The sequence below is a fragment of the Streptomyces sp. NBC_00986 genome (assembly GCF_045162565.1).
Classification (GTDB): Bacteria; Actinomycetota; Actinomycetes; order Streptomycetales; family Streptomycetaceae; genus Streptomyces.
Window position 1 is genome coordinate 7,574,295 of sequence record NZ_CP108733.1, and the last position, 12,544, is coordinate 7,586,838.

Annotated in this window: 9 protein-coding genes; 8 read left to right on the forward strand and 1 reads right to left on the reverse strand. The window is 70.1% G+C overall.

All coding sequences use genetic code 11. The annotated features are described in order from the left end of the window. Positions 1-21: 21 nt before the first annotated feature. Entirely contained in the window at positions 22-222 is a 201-nt protein-coding gene (locus OG504_RS33885) for an AlpA family transcriptional regulator (protein WP_019065707.1), read from the reverse strand. A 509-nt stretch (positions 223-731) separates the two neighbouring features. Between OG504_RS33885 and iolC the strand changes: the two genes are divergently transcribed. From iolC to OG504_RS33925, 8 genes are all read left to right on the forward strand, one after another. Then, positions 732-1,682, forward strand: a complete 951-nt coding sequence (iolC, locus tag OG504_RS33890; RefSeq protein ID WP_405993202.1) for a 5-dehydro-2-deoxygluconokinase — start codon at positions 732-734, stop codon at positions 1,680-1,682. Beyond that, complete coding sequence (locus OG504_RS33895; RefSeq protein ID WP_405993203.1) at positions 1,679-2,683, forward strand: deoxyribose-phosphate aldolase; 1,005 nt, start codon at positions 1,679-1,681, stop codon at positions 2,681-2,683. Before iolC ends, OG504_RS33895 begins: the two co-directional genes overlap by 4 nt. Before the next feature lie 10 nt (positions 2,684-2,693). Then, positions 2,694-3,533: a 5-deoxy-glucuronate isomerase gene (iolB, locus tag OG504_RS33900; RefSeq protein ID WP_405993204.1), complete on the forward strand. Its 840-nt coding sequence runs from the start codon at positions 2,694-2,696 to the stop codon at positions 3,531-3,533. After that, positions 3,530-5,437 (forward strand): 3D-(3,5/4)-trihydroxycyclohexane-1,2-dione acylhydrolase (decyclizing), encoded by a 1,908-nt coding sequence (gene iolD / locus OG504_RS33905; RefSeq protein WP_405993205.1) that lies wholly within the window; start codon positions 3,530-3,532, stop codon positions 5,435-5,437. The genes iolB and iolD overlap by 4 nt, the downstream gene beginning before the upstream one ends. A gap of 14 nt (positions 5,438-5,451) precedes the next feature. Continuing rightward, positions 5,452-6,954, forward strand: a complete 1,503-nt coding sequence (gene mmsA, locus OG504_RS33910) for a CoA-acylating methylmalonate-semialdehyde dehydrogenase (protein ID WP_329250120.1) — start codon at positions 5,452-5,454, stop codon at positions 6,952-6,954. 208 nt (positions 6,955-7,162) lie between these two features. After that, positions 7,163-8,596, forward strand: a complete 1,434-nt coding sequence (locus OG504_RS33915; protein ID WP_405993206.1) for an APC family permease — start codon at positions 7,163-7,165, stop codon at positions 8,594-8,596. Positions 8,597-8,755: 159 nt separating this feature from the next. After that, complete coding sequence (locus OG504_RS33920; protein ID WP_405993207.1) at positions 8,756-11,593, forward strand: CocE/NonD family hydrolase; 2,838 nt, start codon at positions 8,756-8,758, stop codon at positions 11,591-11,593. Beyond that, positions 11,590-12,453: an ABC transporter permease gene (locus OG504_RS33925; protein ID WP_405993208.1), complete on the forward strand. Its 864-nt coding sequence runs from the start codon at positions 11,590-11,592 to the stop codon at positions 12,451-12,453. The genes OG504_RS33920 and OG504_RS33925 overlap by 4 nt, the downstream gene beginning before the upstream one ends. Positions 12,454-12,544 lie beyond the last annotated feature (91 nt).

The following is a 12,544-nucleotide window of genomic DNA, read 5'->3' on the forward strand; positions in this document are numbered from 1 at the left end:
GCGTCGGCGTACCCGCTCGGTTCAGTCGTCTCTGCGACCCCGGTTGCCGGGCCGGGAGGCCACCCACGCCCGGACCGTGTCCGCGTACCAGTACGGCTTGCCGCTCTCCACGTGGTCGGGCGGGGGCAGCAGGCCGTGCTTGCGGTACGAGCGGACGGTGTCGGGCTGGACGCGGATGTGGGCCGCGATTTCCTTGTACGACCAGAGCCGTCGGTCGGTCATGAGTGCACCTCCCTGCGCGCGCCGCGGCGGCGGCCGGGGGCGGCCGTCGGGGGAGCCGTGCGCTGCGCTGGCGATCACAAGCCTGTGCCGGGTGAACGACACACAGTGAGGGACGGGAAGCGCCTGTCGACCGGGTGTGACGCAAAACCCGCGTACACGCGATATGTGTGACACGAGGGGGGCTTTTGTGACACAGGTGACGCAAAGGCGCACGCGGGCGCAAGGGCGCGGCGCGTTGACTACGGCGCCCGTAGGGGCGCGGGGCTGTATCGATGTGCGGCTCCGCCGCGTGGGCGCGAGCAACCACGATGGACCCGCACCCGACAAACGCTGTCATGGCACTCACAGTGCAAGCCCTTACCCTCAACCCGCCCATCTCTCGTCCGAATGTCTGGACAAAACATTGACAGGGCTCGGCCACCGGGACTACAAACCGTGGAGAGCCGAAACGAAGCCGCTCCGCATCCGGTCCTCAGGGGGACCGCTCGCGCGGGCGCGAAGGGAAGTCGATGGCGTACGACCTGATCACCATGGGGCGGCTAGGGGTGGACCTCTATCCGCTGCAGACGGGCGTGCCGCTGCCCCAGGTGACGACCTTCGGGAAGTTCCTCGGCGGCTCGGCGGCGAACGTCGCGGTCGCCGCCGCCCGGCTGGGCCGCGAGGTCGCCCTGGTCTCGCGCACCGGCGACGACCCCTTCGGCACCTACCTGCACGAGGCGCTGCGCGACTTCCGCGTCGACGACCGCTGGGTCACGCCCGTCGCGGACTACCCGACCCCGGTCACGTTCTGCGAGATCTTCCCGCCGGACGACTTCCCGCTGTACTTCTACCGGCAGCCCAAGGCCCCGGACCTGGAGATCGACGCCCACGACCTGGATCTGGACGCGATCCACGAGGCCGGCATCTTCTGGATCACCGGCACCGGCCTGAGCGAGGAGCCCAGCCGTACGGCCACGCTCGCGGCCCTCGCCCATCGCGCCAAGTCCGGTACGACGGTCTTCGACCTCGACTGGCGGCCCATGTTCTGGTCCGACCCGAGCGCGGCCCGCCCCTTCTACGAAGAGGCCCTGCGCCACACCACCGTCGCCGTCGGCAACCTCGACGAGGTGGAGGTCGCCACCGGCGTACGCGAACCGCACGCCGCCGCCCGCGCGCTGCTGGACGCCGGTGTCGAACTCGCCGTCGTCAAGCAGGGCCCCAAGGGCGTCCTGGCCGTGCACCGCGACGGCACGACCGCCGAGGTGCCCCCGCTGCCCGTGACCGTCCTCAACGGGCTCGGCGCCGGTGACGCCTTCGGCGGCTCGCTCTGCCACGGCCTGCTGTCCGGCTGGGACCTGGAGAAGATCATGCGGCACGCGAACGCGGCCGGCGCGATCGTCGCCTCCCGCCTGGAGTGCTCCTCCGCGATGCCCACCGTCGCCGAGGTCGAGGGCGCGATCGCCGCCGGAGCGGTCCTGTGAGGGCCGGCCGCGTGGCGGGCGCCGAGCACGAGCACGAACACGAGGGCGGCGACGGTCTCACCGGCCCGTCGAGCCCCACCGATCCCTCACGCCCCTCCGGTCACGAGGGCGGCCCCGGCCCCCGCGTCGACATCTCCGAACTCGTCCGCGTCCGCGCCCGGCACCCCGAGGCGATCGCCGAGGCCGCCGCACGCCGTGTCCGGCGCCCGCTGCTCAACGACGCGGGCCGGCTGATGATCGTCGCCGCCGACCACCCGGCCCGCGGCGCGCTCGGCGTCGGCGACCACAAGTTCGCCATGGCCAACCGCGCCGAACTGCTCGAACGCCTCTGCCTCGCGCTCTCCCGGCCCGGCGTCGACGGCGTCCTCGCGACCGCCGACATCCTCGACGACCTGCTCCTCCTCGGCGCCCTCGACGGCAAGGTCGTCATGGGCTCGATGAACCGCGGTGGGCTGCAAGGCGCGAGCTTCGAACTCGACGACCGCTTCACCGGCCACCGCGCCGAGGACATCGAGCGCCTCAACTTCGACGCGGGCAAGCTGCTCCTGCGCATCGACTACGACGACCCGGGCTCCCTCACCACCCTGGAGTCCACCGCCCGCGCCATCGACGACATGGCCGCGCGTCGACTCCCGCTGTTCGTCGAGCCGTTCATCAGCCGCCGCACCGACGAGGGCAAGCTGAAGAACGACCTGAGCGCCGAGGCCGTCATCAAGTCCATCGCCATCTCCTCGGGCCTGGGCGGCACTTCGGCCTACACCTGGCTCAAGCTCCCCGTCACCGAGAACCCGGACGACATGGCTCAGGTCATGGAGACGTCCACCCTCCCCGCCGTCCTCCTCGGCGGCGAGGTCGGCGACGACCAGGACGGCGCCTACGAGAAGTGGCGCGGCGCCCTCCAACTCCCCACCGTGCGCGGCCTGGTGGTCGGCCGCTCGCTGCTCTACCCGGCGGACGGAGACGTCGCAGCCGCCGTGGACACTGCCGTAGGACTGCTGTGAGGGGCGCGTTATGACGACCGCCGAGCCGTACGTCCCCGAGCTGTACGTCCCCAAGGGCTCGGCCGCCAACGCGCAGTACGCCGTGGACATCGACCCCAAGCGGGCCGGCTGGACCCACAGCAGTCTGCGGGTCGTCGAGCTGGAACCGGGCGGGACACACCACTTCACCACCGGTGACAGCGAGTGGATCGTGCTTCCGCTCAGCGGTGGATGTACCGTGCGAATTGCGGACGAAGAGTTCCAACTCCTGGGCAGGGAAAGCGTGTTCGCCGGAGTCACCGACTTCGCGTACGTGCCCCGTGACGCCCAGGTCAAGATCGCCTCCGGCGCGGGAGGCCGCTTCGCCCTGGCAGGAGCGAAGTGCGAGCGACGACTCCCCGCTCGCTACGGCCCCGCGCCGGAGGTTCCGGTGGAACGACGCGGCGACGGCACCTGCCTGCGCCGCGTCCGCAACTTCGCCTCGGCCGACGCCTTCACCTGCGACAAGCTGATCGCCGTCGAGGTGATCACTCCCGGCGGCAACTGGTCCTCGTACCCGCCCCACAAGCACGACGAACAACGGGCGGGCGAGGAAGCCGAGTTGGAGGAGATCTACTACTTCGAGATCGACGGCCCGAACGGGTTCGGCTATCAGCGCGTATTCCCCTCCCGTGAGGGCGGATCCGACGTCCTCGCGGAGGTCCGCTCCGGCGACGCCGTGCTCGTGCCCGATGGCTGGCACGGCCCGTCGATCGCCCAGCCGGGTCACGACATGTACTACCTGAACGTCATGGCGGGGCCGGGTGGAACGAGGGAGTGGCGGATCTGCTTCCACCCGGACCACGTTGAAAGCACAGGTGGTTACCGATGACCTCGACGACGAGGCTGACGGTCGCACAGGCACTCGTACGGTTCCTGTCCGTCCAGTACACCGAACGCGACGGCGTACGGCGGAGGTTGATCGACGCGACCTGGGGCATCTTCGGCCACGGCAACGTGGCCGGCCTCGGCCAGGCCCTCATCGAGTACGCCACGGCGCCCGATGAACAGACGCTCCCCGCCATGCCGTTCCACCAGGGCCGCAACGAACAGTCCATGGTCCACGCGGCAGTCGGCTACGCGCGTCAGTCGAATCGCCTGTCCGCACACGCCGTTACGACGTCCATCGGCCCCGGCGCCACCAACCTCGTCACCGGCGCCGCCCTCGCCACCGTCAACCACCTCCCGGTCCTGCTCCTCCCCGGCGACACCTTCGCCACCCGCGTCGCCGACCCGGTGCTCCAGCAGCTCGAAGTCCCGTACGCGGGCGACGTGTCGGTCAACGACTGTCTGCGCCCGGTGTCGAAGTACTTCGACCGCATCTCCCGGCCGGAAGCGCTCGTCCCCGCCGCCCTGAACGCCATGCGGGTACTGGCCGACCCGGTCGAGACCGGAGCCGTAACTCTCGCTCTCCCGCAGGACGTTCAGGCCGAGGCCTACGACTGGCCGGACGAGTTCTTCGCCGAACGCACCTGGCACGTAAGGCGACCGGCCGCCGACCCGGCCGAACTCGTCGAAGCGGCAAGGGCAGTTCGCGCGGCCAAGAGGCCGCTCATCATCGCGGGCGGCGGAGTCCACCACAGCCGCGCCGAAGAGGTCCTCGCGGAGTTCGCGTCGGCCACCGGCATCCCGGTCGCCTCCACCCAGGCCGGCAAGGGCTCCCTGAACCACGACCACCCCCAGGACGTCGGCGGCATCGGCCACACCGGTACCGCGACCGCCGACGAACTCGCCCGCCTGGCCGACCTGGTGATCGGCATCGGCACCCGCTACACCGACTTCACCACCGGCTCCCACACCCTTTTCGAACGCCCCGGCGTCCGCTTCCTCAACCTCAACATCGGCGCCTACGACGGCCACAAGCTCGCCGGACAGCCGCTGATCGCGGACGCGCGGAGCGGACTGGCCGCGCTGGCGGGGGAGTTGGGCCAGGACGCGTACCGGGTCTCCCCGTCGTACATCGCCGAGTACCGCGAGGACAAAGAGCGTTGGGAACAACGCGTCGATGCCTGCTACGAGGCCGAGGAACCCGACGTACGCCCCACACAGCCCCAAGTCCTGGGAGCGCTGGACGAGATCGTCGACGAGTCCGACATCCTGATCAACGCGGCCGGTTCGCTCCCCGGCGATCTGCACAAGCTGTGGCGGACGCGGTCGTTCGACCAGTACCACCTGGAGTACGGCTACTCCTGCATGGGCTACGAGATCCCGGCCGCGATCGGCGTGAAGCTGGCCGCCCCGGACCGGCCGGTGTGGGCGCTGGTCGGCGACGGCACGTATCTGATGATGCCGACGGAGATCGTGACCGCCGTACAAGAGGGCATCGCGATCAAGGTCCTGCTGATACAGAACCACGGGTACGCGTCGATAGGCGGCCTGTCGGAGTCGGTGGGCGGTGAGCGCTTCGGTACGGCCTACCGCCACCAGGCGGACGACGGCACCTACACCGGCGCCCCGCTGCCCGTCGACCTCGCCGCCAACGCGGCCAGCCTCGGCATGCGCGTGCTGCGCGCGAAGACCGTCAGCGACCTGCGCGAGGCACTCGCCGTGGCGCGGGCGGCCGACACTCCCACATGTGTCTACGTGGAGACCGAAACCGCAGACACAGTGTCGGGCGCGCCTCCCGCGCAGGCCTGGTGGGATGTACCTGTGGCCGCGACCGCGACCCGATCGTCCGCGGTCAAGGCGCGTGAGCTGTACGAACGGCACGTCTCCACCCGACGCCGCCATCTGTGAAGGAGCAACTGGGCATGACGAAGATCGTCAACCACTGGATCGGCGGCAAGACCGTCGAAGGCGCCTCGGGCAACTACGGGCCGGTCACCGACCCGGCGACCGGCGCGGTCACCACCAAGGTCGCCTTCGCGACCGTCGACGAGGTCGACGCGGCCGTCGCCGCCGCCAAGGACGCGTACGCGACCTGGGGCACCTCGTCGCTCGCCAAGCGCACCACGATCCTGTTCAAGTTCCGCGCGCTGCTGGACGCCAACCGGGACGCGATCGCCGAGCTGATCACCGCCGAGCACGGCAAGGTGCACAGCGACGCGCTGGGCGAGGTCGCGCGCGGCCTGGAGATCGTCGATCTGGCGTGCGGGATCACCGTGCAGCTGAAGGGTGAGCTGTCGACGGAGGTCGCCAGCCGCGTGGACGTCTCCTCGATCCGCCAGCCGCTGGGCGTGGTCGCGGGCATCACGCCGTTCAACTTCCCGGCCATGGTGCCGATGTGGATGTTCCCGATCGCCATCGCGACCGGCAACACCTTCGTCCTCAAGCCGTCCGAGAAGGACCCGTCGGCGTCCCTGAAGATCGCCGAACTGCTCGCGGAGGCAGGCCTCCCGGACGGCGTCTTCAACGTCGTCAACGGCGACAAGGTGGCCGTGGACCGCCTCCTGGAGCACCCGGACGTGAAGGCGGTGTCGTTCGTCGGCTCGACGCCGATCGCCCGCTACATCCACACCACGGCCGCCGCGAACCACAAGCGCGTCCAGGCCCTGGGCGGCGCCAAGAACCACATGCTGGTCCTCCCGGACGCCGACCTCGACGCGGCGGCGGACGCGGCCGTGAGCGCGGCCTACGGCTCGGCCGGCGAGCGCTGCATGGCCATCTCGGCCGTCGTCGCGGTCGGTTCGATCGGCGACGAGCTGGTCGAGAAGATCCGCGAGCGCGCCGAGAAGATCAAGATCGGCCCCGGCAACGACCCGACCTCCGAGATGGGTCCGCTCATCACGGCCGTCCACCGCGACAAGGTGGCGTCCTACGTCACCGGCGCGGCGGCCGAGGGCGCCGAGGTCGTCCTCGACGGCACCGGCTACACGGTCGAGGGCTTCGAGGACGGCCACTGGATCGGCATCTCCCTGCTCGACAAGGTGCCGACGACGGCGAAGGCGTACCAGGACGAGATCTTCGGCCCGGTCCTCTGCGTCCTGCGCGTCGACACGTACGACGAGGGCGTGGCGCTGATCAACAGCTCCCCCTTCGGCAACGGCACCGCGATCTTCACCCGCGACGGCGGCGCCGCCCGTCGCTTCCAGCTGGAGATCGAGGCCGGCATGGTCGGCGTCAACGTCCCGATCCCGGTCCCGGTGGGCTACCACTCGTTCGGCGGCTGGAAGGACTCCCTCTTCGGGGACCACCACATCTACGGCAACGACGGCACCCACTTCTACACCCGAGGCAAGGTCGTCACGACCCGCTGGCCGGACCCGGCCGACGGCCCGTCGGGCGTGGACCTGGGCTTCCCGCGCAACCACTGATCAACACCGAGCAGCACCGAGTGGGGCCGTCCGTATCGCGGACGGCCCCATTTTTTCGCCTACGACGGCTGCGGTTCCCGTACCGACCCGAACCGGGACCGGCACTGCGTCCGAGTGTCGAATTAGCCACTCCAGCCGCTCTGGATCAACGGATTCCGTAGGTGAACACCCATTGACGTGATGGTTTCCGTCAATGTTCCATCAGCGCGTGACCGACACCCTCCCCACTGCCGAGGCCGCCGTTTCCGAGGCGACGTCGGACAGCTCCCAGAGTCAGCGCCCGCAGCAGCTGAAGCGTTCCATCGGCATCGTCGGCGGCACGCTCCTCACGCTCTCCTGTGTGACACCGGCGTCCACGCTCTTCGTGGTCGTCCCCGACCTGTTCGGCTCGCTCGGCACCGCGACCGCCCTCACGATCGCGATCGGCTCGGTCCTCTGCATCGCCGTGGCGTTCTGCTACTCGGAACTGGGCACCCTCATCCCCAGCGCAGGCGGCGAGTACGCGATGGTGTCGACACTGGCGGGCCGCCTGGCAGGCTGGCTGGTCTTCGTCCTCTCGCTCCTGGTCGTGATGATCGTCCCGCCGGTGATAGCGATGGGCACGGCGGACTACTTGGCCCCGACAGCCCACCTGAACCCGTCCATGACCGGCGCTGGCGTGATGCTCCTGGCCACGCTGGCAGGCCTGTTGGACCTGCGCGCCAACGCGTGGATCACGGGCATCTTCCTGGTCCTGGAGGTCATAGCGGCGGGAGTCGTAGCGCTCCTCGGCTTCACGCACAGTCAGCGCGGCCTCGGCAGCCTGACCTCGATGCAGGTAGCGGGCACGGGCGGCCACACGGACACGGTGACGGCGATGCTGGTGGTATCCGGCCTGGCGATAGCCCTGTTCGTCACGCAAGGCTTCTCGACGGCGGTCTACCTCTCCGAAGAACTGGAGAACCCGCGCCGCAACGTGGCCCGCACGGTCCTCGCCACCCTCGCGATCTCGACGGTGATCATCCTGGTCCCGGTGGTGGCGATCACGATGGGCGCGAGCGACCTCTCGACCCTGACCGGCGGAGACATCAGCACCATGGTGACGGCGTGGTCCAACTCCGCGGTGGGCACCTTCGTCAGCCTCTGCGTAGCCCTAGCGATCATCAACGCCGGCATCGTCATGGTCATCCAGAACTCCCGGGTCCTCTTCGCCTCGGCCCGCGACAAGGCCTGGCCTGACCCGGTCAACACGGTCTTCTCGAAACTCGGCCGCTTCGGCTCCCCTTGGGTGGCCACGCTCGCCGTGGGCATCCCCGGCGCGATCCTCTGCTTCGTCAACCTGGACACCCTGTACGGCGTGACAGGCGTCTCGGTAACCGGCATGTACCTCCTGGTCGCGGTAGCCGCCCTACTCTCCCGACGAGGTTCACACCGCCACACGCACGCGTGGCGCATGCCGCTATGGCCCGCAATGCCGATCCTGCTGATCGCGGTCCTGGCCTACATCCTCACCCAGCAGGAAACGACCTACTTGCTGTGGACAGGCGGCATAGTCACGGCAGCAACTCTCTACTGGGCCCTGTACTTGCGCCCGCGCAGAGAAACCCGCTGGCTGATCTCCCTCCCTGAGGAGGACGAAGCCCCGAAGGGGCAAGTCCTCTAGGGGCGCGGGGAACTGCGCGACCAGCCACGACGAGCCCGCACCCGGCAATCCACAGAAGCCCCCACCCCCGAGGCCGTACACCAAGCGCGGTACACAGCCATCCCCGGTTCACCCCAGGGTCTGCCCCAACTGTCAGAGACGCCCCGTACCGTTGAACGCATGGATCTTCGACTGCCCGGGCTGCAAGGCCTACGACGACTACGACACCCCCGGCGCTGGCTGGCAGCCACCGCAGCCGTCGTCGTGCTCGCCGCCGCCGGCACCTGGACGGCCGCAGCCTCGGACACCGCACCCCCGGTCCACCAGACAGACCGGACCATGGCGATCGACGGCGTAAAGCTGGACACCTCGTACTTCACGACAGGCGGATCAACCCGCCGCCCAGCAGTACTCCTTGCCCACGGCTTCGGCGGCAGCAAGACCGACGTACGAAAAGAAGCCCAAGACCTGGCCAGGGACGGCTACGCGGTACTGACCTGGTCCGCCCGCGGCTTCGGCAAGTCCACCGGCAAGATCGGCCTGAACGACCCGTCCGGCGAGGTCAAGGACGTATCGAAGCTGATCGACTGGCTGGCGAGACAACCGGACGTCCAGCTCGACAAACCGGGCGACCCGCGCGTGGGCATGGCAGGCGGTTCCTACGGAGGCGCGATCTCCCTCCTGGCCGCCGGCTACGACGACAGGGTCGACGCGATCGCCCCGGCGATCACGTACTGGAACCTCGCGGACGCCCTGTTCCCGAACGGCGTCTTCAAGAAGCTCTGGGCCGGCATCTTCATCAACTCCGGTGGCGGCTGCGCCAAGTTCGAGCCCGCGCTGTGCCAGATGTACGACCGCGTCGCCGAGTCCGGCACACCGGACGCCCAGGCCCGCGCACTCCTCGAAGCCCGTTCACCGTCCGCCGTGGCCACGCACATCAACGTGCCGACACTCCTGCTCCAGGGCCAGACGGACTCCCTCTTCCCGCTCGGCCAGGCCGACGCCGCCGAGAAGGCGATCCGCGCGAACGGCGCCCCCGTGGACGTCGACTGGATCGCCGGCGGCCATGACGGCGGAGACATGGAGACGAGCCGCGTCCAGGCACGCGTGACGTCCTGGTTCGACCGGTACCTGAAGGACGACAAGAACACCGACACCGGCCCCGCGTTCCGCGTCACCCGCACCGGAGGCGTCGACTCCACGGACGGCGCGGCCCTGCTGCGCGGCGCGAGCGGCAGCGCGTACCCCGGCCTGGAGAGCGACCCGCGCACGATCGACCTGACCGGCCGCCGCGAGCAGTCCTTCACCAACCCGGCCGGCGCCAGCCCGCCAGCCATCTCGGCCCTGCCAGGCCTCGGCAGCACCGGCGGCCTCTCGCAACTGTCCTCCCTGGGCATCGGGGTCTCCCTCGACTTCCCCGGCCAGTACGCCGCGTTCGACTCGGCCCCCCTCACCACCGGCCTCCGCATCACCGGTTCGCCCACGGTCACCGTCCACGTCAAGTCGACCAGCGACGACACCGTCCTCTTCGGCAAGGTCTACGACGTGGGCCCCGGCGGCACCCAACAGGTGCTCCCCTCCCAGCTGGTGACCCCCCTCAGGGTCGACGGCACCAAGTCCGGCAAGGACGTCACGATCACCCTCCCGGCCATCGACTACGACGTCCAGAGCGGCCACCACCTGCGCCTGGTCCTCGCCTCGACGGACCTCGGCTACGCCTCCCCGGCGGCCCCGGCGACGTACACCGTCACCCTGAAGAGCGACCTCAAGGTGCCGACGGCCCCCGGCGTCACGACCGCGGCGGCGACCCTGCCGTCCTGGGTGTGGTGGCTCCCGCTCGCGGGCGCGGCGATCGCCCTGGCCCTGCTCCTGACCGGCCGCCGACGCACCGCGACGGCACCCCCCGCACCCGAACTGTCCGAAGTCCCGCTCCAGATCACCGACTTGAGCAAGCGGTACGCGAAGTCGGCGGACCGGTACGCGGTACGGGACCTGTCCTTCCGCGTCGAGAAGGGCCAGGTGCTCGGCCTCCTGGGTCCGAACGGCGCGGGCAAGACGACCACCCTGCGCATGCTGATGGGCCTGATCAAGCCGGACGCCGGCGAGATCAGGGTCTTCGGGCACGCGATCCGCCCGGGCGCACCGGTGTTGTCCCGCGTGGGCGCGTTCGTCGAGGGCGCGGGCTTCCTCCCGCACCTCTCCGGCCGCGAGAACCTGGAGCTGTACTGGCAGGCGACCGGACGTCCGCAGGAGGACGCCCACTTGGAGGAGGCCCTGGAGATCGCGGGCCTCGGCGACGCGCTCGCCCGCGCGGTCCGCACCTACTCCCAGGGCATGCGTCAGCGCCTCGCCATCGCCCAGGCCATGCTCGGCCTCCCCGACCTCCTCATCCTCGACGAACCGACCAACGGCCTCGACCCGCCCCAGATCCGCGAGATGCGCGAGGTGATGATCCGCTACGCGGAAGCCGGCCGTACGGTCATCGTCTCCAGCCACCTCCTCGCGGAGGTCGAGCAGTCCTGCACCCACCTGGTGGTCATGGACCGCGGCCGCCTCGTCCAGGCGGGCCCGGTCGCCGAGATCATCGGCTCCGGAGACACGCTCCTGGTCGGCCTCGCGGCGGACATCCCCGATCCCTTGGTGGAAAAGATCGCGGCCCTCCCGGACGTGGAGTCGGTGGCACGCGCGGAGGGCGGCCTGCTGCTGCGGCTGGCGCCGGGTGACGAACCGGTGCCGGGTGAAGAGTCGACACCGGGTGATGAGCTGGTGTCCGCCAACTCCCCGACGAACGGGGCGAGTACGGCCGCCGGCGCGGCTGCCGCAGCCACAGCGGGTGGGGCAGTCACCCCGGCCGGTACCGCCGCCGAGGGCACGGTGTCCCCACTTCCCGCCCGAGGTTCGGGCACCGCAGCCCGTCTCCTCGTAGAACTCGTACGACTGGAAGTCCCCGTCTCCTCCGTCGGCCCCCACCGCCGGCTCGAAGACGCCTTCCTCACCCTGATCGGAGGTTCCGCATGAGCACGCTCGCCGAGCCCGTCGAGGTGGCCTCCGGCTACCGGGCCGGCCGCACCCTGCCCCTACGGGTGGAGCTGGTCCGGCAGTTGAAGCGGCGCCGCACGCTGGTCATGGGCGGCATCCTCGCCGCGCTGCCCTTCATCCTGGTCGCCGCCTTCGCGATCGGCGGCACCCCGGGCGACCGCGGCTCCCAGCTGACGCTGATGGACACGGCCACCTCGTCCGGCGCCAACTTCGCCGCGGTGAACCTGTTCGTGTCGGCGGGCTTCCTCCTGGTCGTCCCGGTCGCCCTGTTCTGCGGGGACACGGTCGCCTCGGAGGCCAGCTGGTCCTCCCTGCGCTATCTGCTCGCGGCACCCGTGCCGAGGGCCCGCCTCCTGTGGTCCAAGCTGGTCGTCGGCCTGAGCCTCAGCCTCGCCGCGATGATCCTGCTCCCGCTGGTCGCACTCGCAGTCGGCACCGCCGCCTACGGCTGGGGCCCCCTGGAGCTGCCCACCGGCGGCGCGATCGGCGCGGGCACGGCGGCCGAACGCCTGCTGGTGGTCGTGGCGTTCATCTTCGTGTCCCAACTGGTCACCGCCGGGCTCGCGTTCTGGCTCTCGACCAAGACCGACGCACCCCTCGGCGCGGTCGGCGGCGCGGTCGGCCTGACCATCGTCGGCAACGTCCTGGACGCCGTCACGGCCCTCGGCCACTGGCGCGACTTCCTGCCCGCGCACTGGCAGTTCGCGTGGGCGGACGCCGTACAGCCCCATCCCGAGTGGTCCGGCATGATCCAGGGCACGGCGGTCTCCGTTACGTACGCCATCGTGCTGTTCGCCCTGGCCTTCCGGGGTTTCGCCCGCAAGGACATCGTGTCCTAGGTCACCGGAGGATCTCCCACCGGTCTCGACGGGCCATGATCGCGACCCCTTCGAGACGCTTCCGCAACTCCCCGTAACGCACATTCCCGCC

Coding starts and splice junctions, on each gene's coding strand:
- OG504_RS33885 (WP_019065707.1), bottom strand. CDS start 222: ATGACCGACCGACGGCTCTGGTCGTACAAGGAAATCGCGGCCCACATC.
- iolC (WP_405993202.1), top strand. CDS start 732: ATGGCGTACGACCTGATCACCATGGGGCGGCTAGGGGTGGACCTCTAT.
- iolB (WP_405993204.1), top strand. CDS start 2,694: ATGACGACCGCCGAGCCGTACGTCCCCGAGCTGTACGTCCCCAAGGGC.
- iolD (WP_405993205.1), top strand. CDS start 3,530: ATGACCTCGACGACGAGGCTGACGGTCGCACAGGCACTCGTACGGTTC.
- mmsA (WP_329250120.1), top strand. CDS start 5,452: ATGACGAAGATCGTCAACCACTGGATCGGCGGCAAGACCGTCGAAGGC.
- OG504_RS33920 (WP_405993207.1), top strand. CDS start 8,756: ATGGATCTTCGACTGCCCGGGCTGCAAGGCCTACGACGACTACGACAC.
- OG504_RS33925 (WP_405993208.1), top strand. CDS start 11,590: ATGAGCACGCTCGCCGAGCCCGTCGAGGTGGCCTCCGGCTACCGGGCC.